General features: G+C 39.2%; 19 protein-coding genes. 5 read left to right on the plus strand and 14 right to left on the minus strand.

The features are described from left to right. Positions 1-77: 77 nt before the first annotated feature. The 8 genes from UYK_RS0123060 to cobU form a co-directional block, all read right to left on the minus strand. Positions 78-1,487, minus strand: coding sequence for an HlyD family secretion protein (locus tag UYK_RS0123060; protein ID WP_009456658.1), 1,410 nt, complete (start codon positions 1,485-1,487; stop codon positions 78-80). A gap of 111 nt (positions 1,488-1,598) precedes the next feature. Continuing rightward, positions 1,599-3,749 (minus strand): peptidase domain-containing ABC transporter, encoded by a 2,151-nt coding sequence (locus tag UYK_RS0123065; protein WP_009456656.1) that lies wholly within the window; start codon positions 3,747-3,749, stop codon positions 1,599-1,601. Positions 3,750-3,815: 66 nt separating this feature from the next. Next, positions 3,816-4,127, minus strand: a complete 312-nt coding sequence (locus UYK_RS0123070; RefSeq protein ID WP_009456655.1) for a hypothetical protein — start codon at positions 4,125-4,127, stop codon at positions 3,816-3,818. A 187-nt stretch (positions 4,128-4,314) separates the two neighbouring features. After that, the gene (locus tag UYK_RS0123075) at positions 4,315-4,563 is read right to left on the minus strand and encodes a CTB family bacteriocin (RefSeq protein ID WP_009456654.1); all 249 of its coding nucleotides are present in this window, start codon (positions 4,561-4,563) and stop codon (positions 4,315-4,317) included. A 77-nt stretch (positions 4,564-4,640) separates the two neighbouring features. Then, positions 4,641-4,895 carry a CTB family bacteriocin gene (locus UYK_RS0123080; protein ID WP_009456653.1) on the minus strand — a complete coding sequence of 85 codons (255 nt, stop codon included), beginning with the start codon at positions 4,893-4,895 and terminating at the stop codon, positions 4,641-4,643. Positions 4,896-4,937: 42 nt separating this feature from the next. After that, complete coding sequence (locus UYK_RS0123085; protein WP_009456652.1) at positions 4,938-5,189, minus strand: CTB family bacteriocin; 252 nt, start codon at positions 5,187-5,189, stop codon at positions 4,938-4,940. Positions 5,190-5,501: 312 nt separating this feature from the next. Then, complete coding sequence (locus UYK_RS0123090; protein ID WP_009456651.1) at positions 5,502-5,942, minus strand: hypothetical protein; 441 nt, start codon at positions 5,940-5,942, stop codon at positions 5,502-5,504. A 162-nt stretch (positions 5,943-6,104) separates the two neighbouring features. Continuing rightward, entirely contained in the window at positions 6,105-6,650 is a 546-nt protein-coding gene (gene cobU, locus UYK_RS0123095) for a bifunctional adenosylcobinamide kinase/adenosylcobinamide-phosphate guanylyltransferase (protein ID WP_009456650.1), read from the minus strand. 383 nt (positions 6,651-7,033) lie between these two features. Here cobU and UYK_RS0123105 point away from each other — a divergent pair, with 383 nt between their 5' ends. The 4 genes from UYK_RS0123105 (at position 7,034) to hpsU (ending at position 10,749) form a co-directional block, all read left to right on the plus strand. After that, a complete protein-coding gene (locus tag UYK_RS0123105) occupies positions 7,034-7,801 on the plus strand; it encodes a hypothetical protein (RefSeq protein WP_009456649.1) in 768 nt (255 codons plus the stop codon). A 251-nt stretch (positions 7,802-8,052) separates the two neighbouring features. After that, positions 8,053-8,988, plus strand: a complete 936-nt coding sequence (locus tag UYK_RS0123110) for a glycosyltransferase family 2 protein (RefSeq protein ID WP_009456647.1) — start codon at positions 8,053-8,055, stop codon at positions 8,986-8,988. Positions 8,989-9,077: 89 nt separating this feature from the next. Then, the gene (locus UYK_RS0123115) at positions 9,078-10,019 is read left to right on the plus strand and encodes a glycosyltransferase family 2 protein (protein WP_009456645.1); all 942 of its coding nucleotides are present in this window, start codon (positions 9,078-9,080) and stop codon (positions 10,017-10,019) included. Between the two features lie 127 nt (positions 10,020-10,146). After that, a complete protein-coding gene (hpsU, locus tag UYK_RS0123120) occupies positions 10,147-10,749 on the plus strand; it encodes a hormogonium polysaccharide biosynthesis acetyltransferase HpsU (RefSeq protein ID WP_009456644.1) in 603 nt (200 codons plus the stop codon). A 257-nt stretch (positions 10,750-11,006) separates the two neighbouring features. Here the strand turns inward: hpsU and hemH are convergent, their stop codons facing one another. Beyond that, a complete protein-coding gene (hemH, locus tag UYK_RS0123125) occupies positions 11,007-12,170 on the minus strand; it encodes a ferrochelatase (protein ID WP_009456642.1) in 1,164 nt (387 codons plus the stop codon). A gap of 94 nt (positions 12,171-12,264) precedes the next feature. Between hemH and UYK_RS0123130 the strand changes: the two genes are divergently transcribed. Then, positions 12,265-12,888 carry a class I SAM-dependent methyltransferase gene (locus tag UYK_RS0123130; RefSeq protein ID WP_009456640.1) on the plus strand — a complete coding sequence of 208 codons (624 nt, stop codon included), beginning with the start codon at positions 12,265-12,267 and terminating at the stop codon, positions 12,886-12,888. Positions 12,889-13,055: 167 nt separating this feature from the next. Here UYK_RS0123130 and UYK_RS0123135 read toward each other — a convergent pair whose 3' ends face one another. From UYK_RS0123135 to UYK_RS0123155, 5 genes are all read right to left on the minus strand, one after another. Next, positions 13,056-13,820 (minus strand): DUF928 domain-containing protein, encoded by a 765-nt coding sequence (locus UYK_RS0123135; RefSeq protein WP_026086570.1) that lies wholly within the window; start codon positions 13,818-13,820, stop codon positions 13,056-13,058. A gap of 406 nt (positions 13,821-14,226) precedes the next feature. Further along, positions 14,227-16,569: a CHASE2 domain-containing protein gene (locus tag UYK_RS0123140; protein ID WP_016872242.1), complete on the minus strand. Its 2,343-nt coding sequence runs from the start codon at positions 16,567-16,569 to the stop codon at positions 14,227-14,229. A 5-nt stretch (positions 16,570-16,574) separates the two neighbouring features. Next, a complete protein-coding gene (locus UYK_RS0123145; RefSeq protein WP_016872243.1) occupies positions 16,575-17,813 on the minus strand; it encodes a DUF1822 family protein in 1,239 nt (412 codons plus the stop codon). Positions 17,814-17,817: 4 nt separating this feature from the next. Further along, entirely contained in the window at positions 17,818-19,389 is a 1,572-nt protein-coding gene (locus UYK_RS0123150) for a hypothetical protein (RefSeq protein WP_009456632.1), read from the minus strand. 300 nt (positions 19,390-19,689) lie between these two features. Beyond that, positions 19,690-20,307, minus strand: coding sequence for a class I SAM-dependent methyltransferase (locus tag UYK_RS0123155; RefSeq protein ID WP_016872244.1), 618 nt, complete (start codon positions 20,305-20,307; stop codon positions 19,690-19,692). Between the last annotated feature and the right edge of the window lie 13 nt (positions 20,308-20,320).

The following is a 20,320-nucleotide window of genomic DNA, read 5'->3' on the forward strand; positions in this document are numbered from 1 at the left end:
AAGATAATTGTCTAAACAAGCTGTTTTTATTACCGAAAAATGCATAGTTTTTACCTGAATTAAAGATTTATTAAATATTACAAATCAGTGATTAATCTGGCTTTTCTAAGTAAAAATTTTAGGGCTGTTTCTTGTTTAGAAATAATATCAGCAGATGCATTCATACCTACTTGCAGATTGCAGGTATGTTCATGATTTCCAAAACTGTAACTTTCTGGTTTGATAATTGCTTCAAAAGATCCAGCAGCAGGACTTGTATTACTTGCTGCACTCACATCTGAATTATTTACAGGTGCGATTGTATCTGGAGAAACAGCAGTAACAACACCTTGGAGAGTACCATAATCAGGATACGGACAAGCATCAACTCGCAGCTGTACTTTTTGACCAATTTCCACCTTTTTAATTTCAGCCGCAGGAATGATGGCTTTCACGACTAAAGGCGCATGTTGAGGGACAATCTCTACAACAGGTTCAGAGGGACGTACTACCTGACCAGGATTGCGTAAATTGAGCTTGAGAATCACACCATCGCTAGTAGCACGAATGACACTACTTTGCATTTGAATTATATTTTTTTGTAATTCCTGTTGGTATTGTTTAATTTGATTTCTAAGTTCAATTTGTCGCTGAATTAAAGTATTTTTCTCTCTAATTAAAGCAGCAATACTAGATTGACCTTTTGCCTTTTCTTGTGCTATGCGTTCCTGAGCAATTTCCACAGTCGCTGCACTAGGATTAAGAGCAGCTTTTGCTGTTAGGAGGCTAGCTTGAGCTATATCTATTGCTCTTTCTTCCGCCTCTACTGCTAATTCTGCTTGTTCAACAGCTAATTTTCTCTGCTCATAATCCCGTTTACCAATCGCTCCATATTGTGCTAATTCTTTATAGCGATCGCGATCCTGTTTAGCGAAATTCAAATCAGCCTTGGCTTTTTTTAAACTCGCTTCAGCTTTTTGCAAGTTTGCTTGTGCTGATAGTAATTCGCTTTGAGTTTTGACTTGCTCTTGTTGATAAGCTCTTTGATTACGTGCCAAGTCTGCTTGGGCAGAAATAACTGTTGTTTCAATGACTTGTTTTTCTGCGTTGATTTGAATATCTAAAGCTTGGATTTGGGCTTGAATTTGAGCTAATTGTAAATTAACTTCTTCAATACTATTTTGTAATTGACTATTTTTGATATGTAATTCCATATCATCAAGCTTTGCAATTACATCTCCTTGTTTAACTATCTGATTTTCTTTAACAAAAATACCTTTAACAGTTCCTTCTATTTCTGGTTGTACAATCCGAATATCTCCTGTAGGACGTACAGTTGCAGAAGTCTTGACAGTGACATTATATTTAATGTATGAGGCAAGAGCGATCGCTGTGGCGACATTTGTAACCAAAAATATACCAGCTAAGGTTGTCCAACGACTAATTGGTGGTAAAAACTCATCGATATTAACCGAAGGAAGAAATTTTTGATTATGAGTATAAAGCATGTTTATTAATAGTTAGTGGTTAGTGGTTAATGGTTAGTATTTAGTAGGCATTTTTGATTAATCAAAAATCACTAACAAATATTAATTACTAATTACTAACCAACAACTAATTTAAGGAGTTAAAAAATCTAAATGATCACCAGCTATAGAGCTTAATTGTTCCACAGAACCTTGTAGTTTTAAGCGACCTTGTTCTAAAAACACAATCCAATCAGCACGACTAATAACTCGCGGACGGTGGCTAATCAAAATTGTTGTTTTTCCTCGACGATGCTGAAGCAACTTATCTAATACTTGCGCCTCACTAACTGGATCTAGTCCAGCCGTAGACTCATCCAAAACTAAGATTGGTGGATCGTTAACAATAGCACGTGCTATAGCTAATCTTTGACGTTGACCACCAGAAATATTTGCACCAAATTCACCTAAAACAGTTTGATATTTATCAGGAAGTTTGCTAATAAATTCATCGGCTTCTGCTATTTTGCAACATCGAACAATTTGCTCAAAAGTAATATGAGGTGATCCTAAACGAAAATTTTCAATAATCGAACGACTCCAAAAGTGAGCATCTTGGGGAACTAAAACTATCTGATGACGTAGACAATCAAGAGCAAGATCGTCTAAGTTATATAATCCAATCCGAATATTACCAGATTGTAATGGGTATAAGCCTGCAATTAATTTAGCAAGGGTACTTTTACCACAACCAGATTTACCAATAAAAGCAATTACTTTACCACCTGGAATTGTTAACGAAAAATCTTCTAATAAATCCATCCTACCTGCATAGTGAAAGTTGACATTAGTACAAGTAATGTCAGCATCTCCAGGTATCCTAGCAAATTGCTTTTTACCATCTTTATCATCTTCTGGTGTAGCATCTATAACTTCCGTCAGTCGTTGAACAGCAGTTTTTGCGCGAGTATATTCATCTACAAAACCAATTACACTACCAATTAAACCCAGGAAATTAGCATTCATCGCATTAAAAGCTAATAATTGCCCAATACTCAGATTTTCCTGTGGCTGAATTACCAAATTCCCACCAAACCACAACAAAATAACACCGCCAACAGCAGCAACAAATCCTGAGAATGTACTATTGACGATCGCAATTTGAATTGTATTTAAAGTTAGGGTTGTCAGGCGACTAAATCGGCTTTGAAATTCATCCCAAAATTGTGGTGATGCAGTAGTAGTTTTTAAGGTAAGTGCGCCTTTAAAAGTTTCTACTAAAACACCTTGATTTTCTGCTTCTTGAACTAATAGTTCACGGGTTTTATTTCGTAAAGTAGGCTGGAATATAACTGTAGAAATGCTCATTACTATAGCAATTACTACAGCCACTGCCGTCAACTTCCAGCTATAAAACAGCATGAAGCCAAAAGAAATAAGAGCAATAAAAAATTGGCTAGGCAAACCAACAATAACTTGAGCAACTAACTGATTAACTTGATTTATATCCCGTAAGCGGCTGACAATTTCTCCACTGCGACGAGCTTCGTAGTAAGAAAGAGGTAAGCGCAGAATTTGTCGTCCAAATTCCAACACTAAACCTAATTGCAGACGCTGAGCAAAATGAGCAATTAAATTAGACTGTACAAATGAAAGACTAGTAGAAACAAAATGCATCACAACTACAGCAATAGCCACAGTTGTGAGCAACCTTGTATCTCCTCTCACCAACACATCATCAGTAAGAATTTGTAGCAAAAATGGCGAGGCTAAAGATAGCAGTCCTAAAATTAAGTTTAAAGGTAACGCCTGCGCCAGTATGCCACGAAAAGTCCAAACACGCCGCAAGAAACGCCAAAAGCCGCTAACTTTATCGTCTTCTTGGGAAAAAAAGCGAGTTTGATCTGGCTGTAACAACAGCATTAACCAATCTGTCCAATTATCTGCTACATCCTTTTTAGACAGATAACGAATACCTACCGCCGGATCAGCAATGACACATTTGTTACCTTGCTTGCCATATAAAACAACCCAATGATTTCCCTGCCAGTGAATAATTGCTGGTAAGGGTGCTTCTTTCATTCGGTTTAAAAGTTCTGGTGAAGTTTTAACTGGACGAGCATTAAATCCAAGTGATTCTGCACCCCGTTTTAACCCTAATAAAGTAGTTCCAAACTGTCCAGTACCTACCATTTCACGGATGTGATTAAGAGTAAAATTACGTCCATAATGCTTAGAAATGGTAGCTAAACAAGCGGCTCCACAGTCTTCTTCACTATGCTGTTTAACAAACTTGTATTTCATCTTTAGTCCACCCAAAAGATTGAGCGCCTGAAGGTTTGGTCAATCTGTTTGCTTGTTGCTGAAAAATTAGGTAAAGAGATAAAAAATTAATCGACGTAATATTTCCAAGCCGCTCAAACCATATTTACGTCCACGTAGTCCACTAAAATTAAAACCAAAGGTGACTTCTGAAAGCGAATATCCAGTTTGTTGCTTAGATGAAATGTTATTTATACCATCCGAAAAATTGTTTTCATGATTTGCAAAAGTAACAATGTTTGTCTTTTTGATCACAAAGTCATATAGTGAAGATGAACGCCCTCCAATTGTAATTTCTTGTTCTTCCTCAGATAACTCTACAAAAAGCTCAGAGTTAGTTAATTCTCTATCTGTAGACACAGCTTTACCTCTTTGTTATACCTGTATATACAGCTGAAAAAATATAATTATTCAGACAAAAACTTTGCTTGTGAACAACAGTCAGCTATCGACTAAATCTATAAATTTGATAGCTGACTTTCTTCAACATGCTTGTGGATACCCAGTTGAATTACATTATGTATTCAACTAAATTAATCATCCACATCTAGCTATCTAGGTCGTCGTAATATCCGCCATAAGGATTGAGCAAGAAATTCTTATAAGCGCTGGTATCAATCGTTTGGTTAGCAAATTGTTGGGTAACATAACTACCATTAGGCCCAGAGGCAACTGTAAAATTAAAAGCAGTTAATTCTTGATAGTAGTTAGTGTTGATGTAATCGTAAATACTCGTACCACCAACAACCATTTGCTGTTGTTCTTCGCACACTTCGGTAAACAATTCATTAGACATGATAAAAAACTCCTTGCTCAGCTTTATACTGTCGTTTTGAAAGTTGAGTATCATGAGGTACTCAACTTTCGACTGACTTAGTATGGGTAGTAGTAGAAGTAAGGATTGAGTTGGAAACTCTTGTAAGCACTAGTATTAATTTCTTGTTCAGCAAATTCCTGAGTTACAACACTACCACCAGGACCAGATGCTGCTGCAAAAGCAAACACGGTTGTATCTGCATTAAAATAGGTGCTGATATAGTCGTTAATACTCTTACCACCAGCAACCATCTGCTGTTGTTCTTCGCTAATTTCACTGAACAGATGAGATGCAAAAGCTTCGTTAGACATGGTTGAAAATCCTTTATTGTTTATGTGGAACTTTTGAATTATTTAATATGGATAGTAGAAGTAGGGATTGAGTTGGAAACTCTTGTAAGCGCTGGTGTTAATTTCCTGCTCAGCAAATTCCTGAGTTACAACACTACCACCAGGACCAGATGCTGCTGCAAAAGCAAACGCGGTTGTATCTGCATTAAAGTAGGTGCTGAGATCGTCGTAGATAGTCTTACCACCAGCAACCATCTGCTGTTGTTCTTCGGTTACTTCACTAAACAAATTAGATGTAAATGTTTCGTGAGACATAGTTACAAGACTCCTTGCTTGTATTGTTGTTGTTACGTGTGATGATTGGAGTTGATTAGCTTCTTGAGTAGCTCAACTTCTTGCTTGCCTATTACGATATACCCTTTCTAATACATAAGTCATTTGCAATTTATGTAAACTTATTTACCACCTTAAGAAGCATTAATTGCAGGATTATACGAGTGCTATTTCTGAAAAATACATGGCAATAAAACCGAAAACCCGGTTTTGATATCAAAACCGGGTTACTGAATAATCTAAAATATAAAATTAATTGGAAAAATCTTGAGACTGAATCAATTTATTCAATAATCAACTATTAGAATGATGAGACATCTCATTCATTTTTACAAGTTGATCACGAATCAACTTTAGCTGTACTTGACTGTTTACAGGTCCTCTGGGAAGAGGAACTTCTGTATTTGGCCAGTCAGATAAATCATTGCATGGACATGATTCAGCAGGCATACCCAGAGTTCGCACAGGTATGGGCATTGTACAACGCGAACAGGCAAACATTTCCCAATCGGATGTTAGCAATTCCGCAATAGTTTCACTTGTACCTTCAAGATAGCAATCACCTGCTTTTTCAGAGGTGATTTTCCGCCAGCATTCTTCAAATTCATCACTATAGCGATCGCCTGCAATTACAGGCTTAGGCAACAAAGTTTCTGCACCATTACTGATGATTACTTTTTTGCCTAGCTGAAACCAGTAAGCTAGATATTTTTTAACTTCATTTTGAGATGCCATACTCTAATTTTATTTAGAATTTCGATAATAAATTTGGAATAAATAATTAAGAATAGTCAATAATCAATTGTTGGTGGTTGGTGGTTAGTAATTAGTAGTTAGTAGTTGGTTGTTGGTAATTTCCAATGCCCACCCCTCACACTCCTCACACTCCCCATCACCCTATTCCCCCACAGGCAACAGAGAACCAAGTAAACTAAGATTAAGAACATGACCACCAGTGACTAAATAAACAGGTTCACAGATGGAACCTAAGTATCGTACTAATCCACCCAAGCGATCGCGAAAAGTTCGACCCATCGGATAAGCTGGAACTATACCCCATCCTGTTTCCTCAGCAACAAAAATCATATCGGCTGCTACTAGTTGCACCGTCTCCAATAACTCCTGCATAGTGTTTTCCCACATAGCCTCTTCCTGAGAGAGTAGATTTGCTACCCAAGTTCCCAAAGAATCAACTAAAACGCAGGTATTTGGTTGCATTTGGGCAAGAGTAGCAGACAACTGCATTGGTACTTCCAATGTCGTCCAATCTTGAGGACGGCGTTGTTGGTGTCGTTGAATACGTTGCTGCCATTCTTGATCATCAGAATCGTGTGTTGCAGTTGCTATATAAACTACTGATTTGTGTGATTGTATTGCCAAAGCTTCTGCCCACTCACTTTTCCCAGAACGTGCAGGTCCAGTCACCAGAATGATTTGATTCATTTTTTGCTTGCTCAACTTAGAATTATAAAAATTTCATAACACAGGGGTAAAAATAAAATTAGGAAGTGGGAATTATGAATCAAAACTTAGAAATCAATATTACCCTTATCCCATGCCTGATCCCCGAAGCAAAATCCCCAATGTCCCTGCCTGGTGGCTTTACTCCAAGCTATTTCCTTAGTATCTTGGATTAGCTGGGGTTGTAACCGTTTACCATAATTTTTCACTTTGGGGATGAGATTGTTGACCCCAAATAACTTTTAAGAGATAAAATTAACACTCAGCATCTATATGATGCAACTATTGGGAAGAGTCAAAAATCCCAACTATCAATTCAGCACCATCCACGATCACAAGTCACAGAATAGTTAGAGATACCCATTATGAAAGCAGGTTTAAAGCGTATTGAGGCTACTCTACACGATTTAGGAAATCGCGACATCACTACTACTGAGTCATCAGAAGTCAACAAGCAGCCTTTATCATTTCGGATCAGTGTTAGTGGAACAGAAAAATCAGAAAATGATGATATTCAATCAGAAGATGAGTATGATCAGCAACCAGAAGAATACTCTCAGTTTCATCACACCTCTGTACAGACATTCCCAGTAGAAGAAAACGGTTGCAAAACACCAAGCCTACCCAAATTCAAAACTCCTAGCTTTAGTAACCATCGCAATGCAGCCAACCCAGCATTAGCAATGAATCTGTTGCAAGAAATCCAGGAAATTGTTGCTAGTTGGCAGGCAGAATTGCAAAAAATCGTGCGGCAAATACAAGATGTTTATCTAGAAGGACCAATAGTCAATGGTTGGTTAGAATCGCACACAGACAACGAACCAAGAGGAAGTGCGACACTACGTCATGCAGAAGTCAACCGCTTGATGGATTATGTAGAAGAAATTTGCGCCCAACAATCGAAAATTTCCTATCAATCATCTTCTAGTGGCTACCGTTTGTGTGGTTTGGATGCTTCCGGTACAGTGTGGACACGTCCCTGTCCTCCAGATCAGGTTGCTAGTGTGAGTATGGCGATCGCTCGTTACCAAAAGTTACGTCAATTGTTAGGACGCAAGCAATACTTAGAAACTCGTCTCTCACAACTGGCTGAGACACTCGTGGTATTACATGGTCACATTCAATGTCAGTAAAGCAAGTAACAGGCAATTGCAGAATAAAGCCTCAAAATTTTTAATTTGCGGTGATAGCAAATTTAGCTATGAGCATCTTGGGTGAAGATATCAGGGTGATTTCCGAAAAAACTCGGTTGGTGAGTCAGGGTTATTTGGTATAGATTAGCTCCAGAACAGACAAGATTGAATTTTCTGATGGTTAGTAGTTAGTGGTTATTAAAACAACAACCAACAACTAACAACCAATAACCAATAACCAATAACTCCCTATGCCAGATACGCTAATCTCTGCCATTATCTGTACTCACAATCGAGACAATTATTTAGGCGCTGCTATAGATAGCCTCCTCACGCAAGATTTTGCTTCTGGCTTTGAAGTGATAGTGGTGGATAATGGTTCTAGCGATCGCACTCGTTCTGTTGTAGAACAAAGGGCAAATCATCCCCACCTCAAGTATGTTTATGAACCTGTTATTGGTCTATCTGTAGCCCGGAATACAGGCGCTCAAGTTGCAAGCAGTGAAATCCTGGCATATCTTGATGATGATGCTGTCGCTAGCCGTGGCTGGCTGCAAGTTTTATATAACGCTTATAAAAATAACCCAAAATTAGCGATCGCTGGTGGCAAAGTCAGCTTGTTATGGCCTGAGGGAATGCAATCACCACTATGGCTTTCTCCAGGACTAGCTGCTAATTTAGGGGCATATGACCTGGGTGAGAACATAGTCTCCATAGACAAGCCTGGTTTAACTCCTAGAGGTTTAAATTACTCCATACGCCGCGCTTTTCTCGAAGAAATTGGAGGCTTTGATCCTCAACTTGGTCGCATAGGTAAAAAATTATTATCTAACGAAGAACTGCAAATAACTGAACTTGCCCTCCAAGCAGGTTGGCAAGTCATGTATCTACCCGAAGCCCACGTGTTTCATAATGTTTCACCCGAACGTATTAAACGTTCTTGGTTTTTAAATCGGGGTTGGTGGCAGGGTATTAGTGAGTGTTATCGGGAACAACTAGCAGGAACAGCAGGTTTTAGCCAGCTAAAACGCGGTAGCGAGCGTTTTTTGCGTGGTTTGTACAAAGCAGTTAAATATTTTGCTGACCCCGCAGAACGATTTGACAAACTTGTCTATGCCTATGGTCAGATTGGTTACTTAAATGCTGCCATTGCAGGATTACTAGCAAAAAGAGTCAATAGTCAATAGCCAATTTGTCATTAGCTATTAACTAGTGTACAGATCTACGATTTGTACAATCCAACCAACCGCTAACAACCAACCACCAACAAAATATTATGTCATCTTCTAAAATACCAGTTTCTGTACTAATCCCAGCTAAAAACGAAGAAGCAAATTTGCCAGCTTGCCTTGCTAGTGTACAAAGAGCAGACGAAGTTTTTATAGTAGATTCACAAAGTAGTGATCAAAGCGTCGAAATTGCTAAAAGTTATGGTGCAAGTGTCGTGCAGTTTCATTTCAATGGACGCTGGCCGAAAAAGAAAAATTGGTCTTTAGAAAACCTCAATTTTCGGAATGAATGGGTTTTAATTGTGGATTGTGATGAGCGCATCACCCCTGAGTTATGGGAAGAAATTGCCCAAGCAATTCAAAATCCTGAATATAATGGCTACTACCTCAATCGCCGTGTATTTTTCTTAGGTAAATGGATTCGCCACGGTGGTAAATATCCGGATTGGAACTTGCGTTTATTTAAGCATAAAAAAGGGCGTTACGAAAATCTTAATACAGAAGATATTCCGAATACAGGTGATAACGAAGTTCACGAACACGTCATCCTAGATGGAAAAGTAGGATATCTGCAAAATGATATGATTCACGAGGATTTTCGTGACCTTTTTCATTGGTTAGAACGACATAATCGCTATTCTAATTGGGAAGCCCGTGTTTACTATAATTTGCTTACAGGTAATCACGACAACGGTACTATTGGCGCTAAATTATTTGGTGATGCTGTGCAGCGTAAACGCTTTTTGAAAAAAATTTGGGTGCGACTGCCATTTAAACCTTTTTTACGGTTTGTGTTGTTCTATTGGATCCAGCGTGGTTTTTTGGATGGTAGAGCTGGATACATTTATGCAAAGCTGCTGAGCCAATATGAATATCAAATTGGGGTTAAACTCTACGAATTACGCCACTGTGGCGGCAAACTTAACACCAAGTCTACTTCTGTGACAACAACTGCTCTCCCTCAGAAAGTGAGACAGACAGTTGTTTGATGGGGAGATGGGGAGTAGAGGGAGTATGTAGACGCGCTTTGCACGGCTTCCCGTAGGGTGGAGTGTGAGGGGTAAATAACAACCATCAACAACCAACAATTAACTAATGACCATTGACCATTGACAAATGACTAATGACCAAGCATTTATAGATTTACGCAAATATGACCAATCTTGGTTTGACCGGGGGCGTCCAAGTTGGTATGTTCTTTTATGGTGGTTTGTGCAAGCGATCGCTTTTCCTCTAACTCCTCATCCGTTTAATGGTCTGCGTTGTGCTTTATTACGTCTGTTTGGCGCTCGTGTTGGTAAAGGAGTAATAATTAGACCTACTGCTCGCTTCACTTACCCTTGGAAAATCACTATAGGTAACTATAGTTGGATTGGTGATGACGTAGTTTTATACAGTTTGGATGACATACATATCGGTGAAAATTGCGTAATTTCCCAGAAAAGCTATCTGTGTACTGGTAGTCATGATATGTACGATCCAGCCTTTGGCTTGAAAACAGCGAGTATTTGCATTGGCAATGGGGTATGGATAGCAGCAGATTGCTTTGTTGGTGCAGGAGTTACAATTGGCACAAATGCAGTCATTGGTGCACGTAGCAGTGTTTTTACTGACATTCCTGCTGCTAAGGTATCTTGGGGAACACCATGCCGTCCTCGATATTCCAGATTGAAGGCAGAAGAAAGAAGCCAACAGACAGAAGGCAACTCATGTTTTTAACTCTTATCATTACCCACATCTTTTAAATCCTCTCGCTTCGTTGTATCCTGCCTGGGAATAAATTCTCTTGCTAATAGCCAAAGTCTACGCTCAGTAGACTCAACAAAAATTTCAGTCCACTTCAAGTGGACTTAGGCTATTAGCCCAGAACTTGAGTTCTGGGCGGAATAACACGAGAGCGCGAACTTCGACTATTACAAAAATGTTAGGTAATGACAATGAACTCATTAACTTTTGAGTTTTAGTCCATATGGCAGTTACAAAATCCCGATCATATGCAATAAACCGCGTCCGGTAATCAATTCAATCATCAAAGCAATAAAGCCAAGCATAGCAATACGCCCATTCCAGACTTCTGCACTCGTAGTAATACCCCATTCCCAAGCCTCTGGCGGATAAATTTTTACCTTTTTCTTCATTTGGTAGACTTGCGAGAGCTTGACACTGGGTGTTTTGAGGGCATCAATAACTAAGTCTGCTAAAGCTTTAATAAATACTGGATGGGTGTTGAGAGCAGGTACACGGCGGAAGTTGTGAATTCCTGCTTCTTCTGCTAATTCTCGATACTCAAGATCAATTTCTTCCAGGGTTTCGATGTGTTCGGAAACAAAACTAATTGGTACAACTACTAAGTCTTTAATACCTTTTGTTGCAAGTTCAGGGATAGCATCTTCAGTATAAGGCTGTAGCCATTCTACTGGGCCAACACGACTTTGGTAAGCTAATGTATGCGCATTGGGGCGATCAAGTGTCCGCATGATTAAATAGGTGCATTCCTCAATCTCTTGCTGGTAGGGGTCTCCTGCTTCTTCTACATAGCTTTTAGGAACGCCGTGAGCGCTAAAGAAGACGTGAGCTTCATGGGGATTGGGTAGTTGGTCAATTTCCTGGGCTATTAATTCTGCCATTGCCTGGAGATAGCCTGGTTGTTTGTACCAAGAAGGAATAACTGTGTATTCTATCTGCTGGAGTCTGGGGTCTTCTTGCCAAAGTTTTTCTAAAAGTCGGAAGCTAGAACCACTGGTACTGATAGAAAATTGTGGATAAAGAGGTAATATCACCAGTTTTTCAATGCCATCTTGGATGATGCGAGCGATCGCTTCTTCGGTGTAAGGATGCCAGTAACGCATACCGATGTAGATTTTCGCATCTTGCCCTAAGGCTTGCAATTGTCCTTTGAGGGCATCTGCTTGAGCTTCGGTGATGCGCCGTAGTGGAGAACCACCACCAATTTTGCGGTAATTCTCTTGAGATTTTTTCGTACGCCGTGAAGCAATAAACCAGGCGAGGGGTTTTTGCAGCCAGGGAAAAGGTAGGCGAATAATTTCCGGATCAGAAAACAAATTAAAAAGAAACGGCCCTACATCTTCTAATTTCTCCGGGCCACCGAGATTGAGTAGTAATACGCCTACACGACCCATAGCAGTAACAATCCCCCAATCTTTTCAGCTTTTTTACTAATGTTAACAATATATCTTTATTAAATATATAAGTTAACGACAAAGGATAGAGACAGTGGCTACAATTTTACGAGATTGGAGTTATCGTTACCAGTGGCTGTACGATGGTGTATCCCGTTTGGCAGCTATCAGTGTTGGTGGTGAACAACGTTTTCGACAATTGGCTTTGCAAGGCTTAACAATTCACTCAGATACTAAAGTTCTTGATTTGTGTTGTGGCAGTGGACAAACAACACAATTTTTAGTGAAAATGTCACAAAATGTAACAGGATTAGATGCATCACCGTTATCTCTGCTAAGGGCAAAACAGAATGTTCCCCAAGCAGAATATGTAGAAGCTTTTGCTGAAGAGATGCCCTTTGCAGATCATGAATTTGATTTGGTGCATACAAGTGTTGCCCTACACGAAATGCAGCCCGAACAATTGAGAGAAATTATTAGAGAAGTATATCGTGTGCTTAAGCCTGGTGGAGTGTTTACTGTTGTTGATTTCCACAATCCTCATAATCCCTTATTTTTGCCATCTGTATGGCTATTTTTATGGTTATTTGAAACCGAAACTGCTTGGCAGTTGTTAAAAACTGATTTACCTGGGTTATTGATGGAGATGGGGTTCAGTATCGACAAGCAATGTTTGTATGCAGGTGGAAGTTTGCAGGTAGTACAGGCAAGGAAATGATACCGTTTCACTATCTTTCTGATAGAATTCAGTGATCAGACAAGGGGGCAAGGGGGACACGGAAGAAAATAGAAAATAAATTACCCATTACCTACTATCAATTACCCATTACCCATTACCTATTACCAGCCTACGCGACAGTATTAAGTATTCAAGCGAACATGATATTATTTCACCTCTGTTACTTCTCCCACAATTGGCTTTGATGCAAAATCAGTTAAACCAATATACTGCAACAAGTTAGCCCAATCATTAGCAAAAATAGGATTTTTTGTTTCAGCAAGGCGAAGTTCAGCTAACTCAGACAAAGCTGAATACCAAATGCCTTTTTCAGCATAAATAGCGATGCGCTGCCGTGGTGTGGTGGCTGATTTCAAAAGACTTGCTAATTCAGGTTTGAGAGGTATTCTTTGCACCCATCCACGTACAAATATTGGGTTAGATAGTTGTTGTTTAGAACAATAAAGTTTGAAATACCATTGATAGTCTTTGTTAACTGCTAAGGCTACTGTAGATGGTAAACTCAAGCTCACAAAACCTGGCGTATTAGGCAGAGTAAAATTTGTTCTGTAAACGTCATTATTTGTTTCATCTTGTAATACAAATTCACCAATCGGTATGTCTGTCCGTTTATAAGGAACAAAAAACCAAAAGCTAGGAGATTCATCAACAGTCAAACCTACATTTTTTTCCGGTATCAATGCAGTCGTTAAAACATCCACAGGCGGACAGTCACCACGGCTTCCAGTTCCTTTCCTTTTAATAGGCCTACCCCGGCTTGATCCATCTGGTTCTTTGTCCTGAAATTGAATTTGTGTGGTCTGAGAATTGTTATTAGTCGGTTGATTGGGTTGTGCTATTACTGGTAGGAAATAGCTCATCCAGCCAAGCAACATACAAGCTATAGTCAATGCACATTTTGATTTGCTCATTTGTCATTGCTTTTGTATGTTTAATCAATAGTCATAGGTTGAGCATGTAATCATCAAATCAAAAAAAACAATTGTCTTCTTGATTGGTTACATAAAGCAGACTTCAACAAGCGTGAGTTACAGAATAACCCCACCCGCGCTACGTTCACCCTCGCCGGGATCGGGGGCAGAGAGTATACTCTATTTAGATACAAAGCGCTGTCTTGTTGGAATTTCTCCTAGAGAATGCAATTTTTTGGTTTGATTTCTATTAAGCTAATCTTTCTATTATTATTTATTGGTGTTATTAAAATAAGATTATGCACTTGCGTGTAATTTATAAACATAATAATTTCTTATACACGCTATAAAGTTGCATACTTTTGTTAGTTTTTTTAGGGCAGACACAAGGTTCAGTGTATATATTTTATTCTTGTCTTTGAGATGAAGTGAGGGTTGCTACGCTTGCTCCACCAGCTAGTAAGACTAATGTTGAGGGAAGCAGTGGTATCCAGCCTCCTTGTATAATTAAGTATAAGCAAGTCACATATAAAATGCTGCTCGCACCTGCTAGAGCAATCAGCAAACGTAAGCGCGATCGCATCTGCCAAGCTAGTACACCACCAACTACACACCAACTCCAGATCCACAATATTTCAGACCACTTTGGTAAAACCCATAACAACTGTCGCTCATCTAGGACAGCACTGAGGATCTGACTTACCATATGTGCTTGTACAACTACCCCTGGCGTTTGATGACTATGGGGAGTAGACCAGTAATCATGAAAACTTTCGGCAGTCGTACCAATGAGAACTATGCGATCGCGTACTATATCGGCAGTAAGTTGATCGTTGAAAATTTCTTTGAGAGTAACTTGTTGGGCAACTGAATCGGCTGCGCGCCAATTTAACAAGACTTGATGACCGAGATTATCTATACCAGTGTAGGCACCACTGTTTTGTTGTATATTTTTAAACACAACTTTGCCGAACTGCCAATTATTTTCAGGAGTTAGCTGAGGTTGAATACCATGATTTTTTAAGTAACGACTCGCAAGGCGAAAACTCAAAGATTTATCAGTCGCACAGGGAGGTGCAGGAGCCATAGACAAAATTTGACGACGAATGACGTTGTCAGGATCAGTAACGACATCACTAAAACCTTGGCGTTGAAGTTGACCAGAAACTTCTGGAGGTGGTGGAACACCAGAATCAGTTGTGTTTTCACCACCTCTACATATGGCAATAAAGCGATCGCTTGTTTGCATTGTCTTGGCTAAATCTGCATATTCTGGTTTGACAGGGTTCTCACGATAGATATCCAAACCAATAACGCTGGGGTTGAACTGTTCCAGTTTTTTCACAACTTCAGCCAAGGCTTTGTCTGATAGCGATGCTCCTGCTCTTTCTGTGGCGGGTTGGGCGCTCACATCAGCTTCTGTGACTGTTACTACCAGTATCCGAGGATCGGGGTCTTCAGAAGGGCGCGATCGCATCAATAAATCAAAAGCTGCTAGTTCCCACGACTGCAACATTCCTAGTGATCTAATGCCAACAGTAAGAGCAGTGATTACCACGCTTGCTTTGAAGATGATGGGGAGAATGCGTCGGGGAGGTAAAATCGGGGGGCGGTTGCTTAGGTGTTGTTGTGGCCAAACTAACGGTTCTGCTGCTGGATTTTGGCAAATCATCGGTAACCAACTGGCACAGGGGAATTGATTTTCCAAACCTTGTAATTTATTCCGTGCTTCTCGCAGCGCCAAATAAAAAGATTCTCCATGAGCAAAAGCTTCGAGAAAGTGCTTTAAAAATTCTTGGGCGACAAAATCGGGGACCGGTTCGCGCATGACAATCATTTGGGGAATATGCAGAGAACCTAATTCCCGCGCTAATTCCAAACCTTCGCAGGAGTTAAAAATGACTAAATTCAGACCGCGTGCGATCGCTGCTTTGAGAGCATTTTTTAATTGAGCGATCGTCAACGTCTCTGTTTGATTGATATGAATCCGACCACTTTCTCCTTCAGCACCAGTGGAACCATGACCTGCAAAAAATAGCATATCCCAGCCTCGTCTATCCCAAAGCCAGCGATCCAACTCTTGCCGTTGTGGTTCGACCAAAAAAATAATTTCCGCCCCTGGTAACTGCTCTAAAATCGCCCGATCTTGCTGGACATCAATTCCTTGACTATTACCCAGAACAGCCAGAATCCTGATTTTTCGCCCAGGATTTTTACGTAACGGCTTAACTTGCTCAACCTCTAAAACACTTGAACATGCCACTGCCTTTTGGTAGTCTTCAAAAAAATCCCACAGATGCCAAGGTAAACGTCTCACCTGGTGATCTTCTGTTGCCAGAATTAAGCGGATTTCATCATCAGGATTTAATTTCGTGCGTAATTTTTGGTCAATGTGACGAAATTGCTCAGATTTCAGCCATAAATTAATTTGTTTGTGTAAATCATCGCATAAATTACTAAAATCAACAGAGGAAACATTCGTGACATCATCTTCGTCTATTTCGATATCTGTATCCTCTAAATCATCTGTGTAACTGCGCCAATCCAAGCTAGGGTAAAGAGCTTCATAGAGTAACTGATAAAGCAGCTGCCAACGTTTGTAAAGTGACCAAATTTCTGGTGCGGGTGGTAGGCTACCCATAAATTGCATGGCGATTGGATTGCCTTCTTCCCAGAGTGCAGCAGTAACAGAGGGAAAGCCTTGCTTTAAATTACCCTTTCCCAGGTTCAATACAACTAGTTTACTCATGGCTGTTAGCCAACAAGCTTCTCAAGCATAAAATCTTCTTTAATACTGATATCACCTAAGGTTACTTGTAAACTAAAACTTTTGCCTGGGGGAGATTTAAATTTTTTGAGTTGAATAAAATTGTCGTGACTTCTAGATTGTACTTCCTGAAGAATGTTTCCCGACCCCGAAAGCAAAAGTAATTTCAAATCAGGTGGTAGATATACTTCTTCGTTAGCTGGATGTAATTGGACACGGATACTGACTTTCTCATCTATCTCTGATGTCAAACCAATCAGCAGCACAACAGCAGTATTCCTGAGTTGCATTCCTAAATCAATCAACTTAGCTCCCTTGACACGAACTTCATTCAAGGTTGCATCACTGCGGAACTGCACAGCTAAAGTATTTTGTTGTGAACTAACGAGGGTGTCAAAAGAGTGCCAACCTGCTTCAAAGACATTTTGAAACCATTTACTCAAGTTATTTACCAAGGGTTGGCTGTATGCAACTAAATTACCTTTATGCTTAGCAAGCCTTTTTTGGTATAAGTCTTGTCTTTTTTTGTCTAGTGCCAGTAATGCCATCCATTCTTGCTCACTCACATTCTCGGGCAAATCAGGAGTCCACTGATCCAGTTGCTTGAGTAGTTTCTCTATTTGTACACTTGACAACTCTGGCAGCATTTTTAGCTCTGGTTTTTGCACAGAACATACTTCCCGTGCCACCCACATCACATTTATATCTGCAATTAAATCTTCTTCATCTAACAAGTAAGTTCGATCCATCAAGTCATATTTAGCTTTTTCTCGAATTTGTTGGTGGGTTGTGTATCCCCACACTCCTATCCAGTTTTCTTCTAAGTTGATCTGCACAGCTAGATAATAATTAGCCACCCAGTTGGGAATATCAACCCATTCTTGGGGTATGCGAAATTCTGTTAGATTACTTTTATCGCTGGGAATTAGCACTAGCCGCAGTTCACCTACAGTTAAACAAGTACCATTCACAAATTCCCAAATACTAGGTAACTGATAATCACTTGGCCAAACCTTGGGAGTTTCACCTAAATCAGGTTCTTCTTTCAACCAATCTAAAAAAGCATTCAAACATAAACAATTGAGATAGGCATTCCAACGAGCAGCAGGGTTAGAGTAATGATTTTGAGCAGATATTTGCCATGCAGTTTGTTGTTCTTGATCTGATAAATCTAACCATAACTTATCTGGGTAAAGCACCATTAAATCATTCATTTCAGATTTCATATTTTTATCCCTGTTTGGCAAAATACAATTTGCTTTTCAACCATTCTTCAATGAATTCAGATATTTTTTGATTGACTATTTCGAGAGAGTTTTGTTCTAAATTCATGTTCTTTTCTAATTCGTTTTTGAAAGATATAATTAGGTTTTGTTTTACCTGTGATAATACACTTGATGCTTCCGACAAGAAAATACTAATCTGCTGATAGTTTTGTTTTCCTAAAATTTGAATTTCATGGGAAATAGCCAACAATTTATCTTGTTCTGGAGATTTTTCTCCAATTATATCTAATGTTGAATATAATAGTTTTTGACAATGCGATCTAATACATTCATTCATGGCATCTTTAATATTTTCAATATCTTTTTCATTGTGAAAACAAATATCTGGATGAACTTTCTTTAATTCCTTTACTAAATCTTTTAATATACTTTGGTTATATCTGGATAATTGACGGGCTACTTGATATTGTTTTTGTAAGTCTGGATAATTAGCTCTTAAAATTGTTGCTATTTCAGTTTGAGTCAAGCTTAGCCCTTGCCAAAGTTTTAACATTATTTGACCAGTTTCTGGTATGGAAGCAAATAATTTGCAGATAATTGAGTTAACTTGTTTCCATGCTTCTTCTTGTATGAGAGTATCCCAAGGTGTTAGTGTAGGGTCAAAAATATTGTCATATTCTTCTAAGGATAAAAAACGTTTGGTACGATAATCACGAGCTGCCCGCACGCAGGTTGATAGCATAGATTGAACTTTCTCGCTGGAAACTGGTGCTGTGGGAAAATCTAGTTTGTTTATTTGCTGGTTATAACAATGGGCAATTTCTTGGATATGCTGTTGATTGGGAGGTTCCAAACTACGACTTCCTTGAGAGCGTGTTGGTTGATAGATTTTATCTAAACATCGCCAAACTAAGCAGTAAGAATTAAGCTTTTTGTGATTTATCCCTTTAGAGAGCAATGCTTCCCGTAATTCTTTAGCGTTTAAATCTTTGAGTAAACCATAATCAGAAAATTTTCCTCTCTTTGCTTCTATATCATGCTGATAAATTGTATTGCTAATTAACCTTATGATTGCTGTTTTAGCATATCCTTCGATATTAGTCAGGGGATATTCAACATTAAAATTTTTCAGGAGTTTACCTGGTGGATTAGCAGCTGCATTGGCGATTTGAAAATATTCTTCCAATGGATATTTATGCCGGAGATATTTAAATCTTTGATAAGCTTTTTGAGAAGCCCACAAGCAAGCTTCTTGTAAATATGCAGACATATGTCTTCCAGCTATAAGAGAAGACGTGGTGAAGGGGAGACGAGTTGACGCGGAGAGTCCATCAATATTCACCGCGTCCCCGTTTGCTTTTGTCTCCGTATCCTCTTCTGTTGACGCCTTCCTTAAAACTTTCAGAAAGTACTGCGCCCAAAATTCTTCATTTGCATCTGGTTCTGACTCCACTAAACTTTTTATGCAACGTTCTAGGTTTGGGTCTGTTTGCCAAATAGGATTTAGATCACTACTGGAGTTGCCAAAACTGAGAAACGTTGAGAACTTTTCAATGATACCTTCACGTTTTTTCATGAAGTGTCCTCTGGTTTTTGCTTCGGTCAACTATTAATGAGTCAACCTGACTCTCTGAATCTGAGGGTTCTTGCTATTTATGTATGGGAATTGCAAACACAGGATTATGCAGGAAATGGCACAAAAAGACCTAAATTTTATGAAAATTTCGGCTGAGGTGTTATTAAAATGATTTTGATCTGTCGAATTAGCGATCGCCTCAATCCCTAAGCTGAGCAAAACTGCCAATCCCATCTATATAATTTATTCACTTCCCGTTAATTACTGTCCTGGGGAGGAAGATTTTACGACTATGTTAAATTACCTAGCTTTAGTTGCGATACCTTTGTAAAGATATCCGATAATTTTGGGTGTTTTTTCGGCATAAAACTCTTCCAAGCTCACTGTATCGAACTGATTCTCCAAAATTTGTCGGATATTTCGATTCAGCTGACAACCGCCTGCAATTATTTTTTGTAATGGGGTCAATCGATTTTGCCAGACTTGGACATTAGGTTCATTGCTTAGCCCATGTTCAATGAAAAAAAATCTTCCTCCCGGTTTTAGCACCCGATAGATTTCTTTGAGAGCTTGTTCAACATTCTCAATACTACATAAAGTCCAAGTGCTGACTACGCTGTTAAATGCATGATCTGCCATTGGCAGGTTTTCACCACTTAAAATGTGATGGTCTACTGTAATGGAAGATGCCTGAATACGTTTTTGGGCTAGTGCATGAATGCCTGGGTTGACGTCAACTGTGATAATTTTGTGAATGTGTTCTGGATAGTAGGAAAGATTTACTCCGCTACCAAAACCAATTTCGAGAACTTCTCCTTCTACATTTGCTAAAACCTCTTGACGATATTTAGCCAGACTAGGATCTGATAGCGACCAATCAATCAGATAGGGAAGGATTTTTTGTGAGTAAAAGCCCATTTTTTCCTAGTTA

This window comes from Fischerella thermalis PCC 7521, from assembly GCF_000317225.1.
Lineage (GTDB): Bacteria > Cyanobacteriota > Cyanobacteriia > Cyanobacteriales > Nostocaceae > Fischerella > Fischerella thermalis.

Coding starts and splice junctions, on each gene's coding strand:
- hpsU (WP_009456644.1), top strand. CDS start 10,147: ATGACTAATGACCAAGCATTTATAGATTTACGCAAATATGACCAATCT.
- UYK_RS0123090 (WP_009456651.1), bottom strand. CDS start 5,942: ATGGCATCTCAAAATGAAGTTAAAAAATATCTAGCTTACTGGTTTCAG.
- UYK_RS0123105 (WP_009456649.1), top strand. CDS start 7,034: ATGAAAGCAGGTTTAAAGCGTATTGAGGCTACTCTACACGATTTAGGA.
- UYK_RS0123140 (WP_016872242.1), bottom strand. CDS start 16,569: ATGAGTAAACTAGTTGTATTGAACCTGGGAAAGGGTAATTTAAAGCAA.
- cobU (WP_009456650.1), bottom strand. CDS start 6,650: ATGAATCAAATCATTCTGGTGACTGGACCTGCACGTTCTGGGAAAAGT.
- UYK_RS0123150 (WP_009456632.1), bottom strand. CDS start 19,389: ATGAAAAAACGTGAAGGTATCATTGAAAAGTTCTCAACGTTTCTCAGT.
- UYK_RS0123155 (WP_016872244.1), bottom strand. CDS start 20,307: ATGGGCTTTTACTCACAAAAAATCCTTCCCTATCTGATTGATTGGTCG.
- UYK_RS0123135 (WP_026086570.1), bottom strand. CDS start 13,820: ATGAGCAAATCAAAATGTGCATTGACTATAGCTTGTATGTTGCTTGGC.
- UYK_RS0123145 (WP_016872243.1), bottom strand. CDS start 17,813: ATGAAATCTGAAATGAATGATTTAATGGTGCTTTACCCAGATAAGTTA.
- UYK_RS0123080 (WP_009456653.1), bottom strand. CDS start 4,895: ATGTCTAACGAAGCTTTTGCATCTCATCTGTTCAGTGAAATTAGCGAA.
- hemH (WP_009456642.1), bottom strand. CDS start 12,170: ATGGGTCGTGTAGGCGTATTACTACTCAATCTCGGTGGCCCGGAGAAA.
- UYK_RS0123075 (WP_009456654.1), bottom strand. CDS start 4,563: ATGTCTAATGAATTGTTTACCGAAGTGTGCGAAGAACAACAGCAAATG.
- UYK_RS0123115 (WP_009456645.1), top strand. CDS start 9,078: ATGTCATCTTCTAAAATACCAGTTTCTGTACTAATCCCAGCTAAAAAC.
- UYK_RS0123085 (WP_009456652.1), bottom strand. CDS start 5,189: ATGTCTCACGAAACATTTACATCTAATTTGTTTAGTGAAGTAACCGAA.
- UYK_RS0123065 (WP_009456656.1), bottom strand. CDS start 3,749: ATGAAATACAAGTTTGTTAAACAGCATAGTGAAGAAGACTGTGGAGCC.
- UYK_RS0123110 (WP_009456647.1), top strand. CDS start 8,053: ATGCCAGATACGCTAATCTCTGCCATTATCTGTACTCACAATCGAGAC.
- UYK_RS0123060 (WP_009456658.1), bottom strand. CDS start 1,487: ATGCTTTATACTCATAATCAAAAATTTCTTCCTTCGGTTAATATCGAT.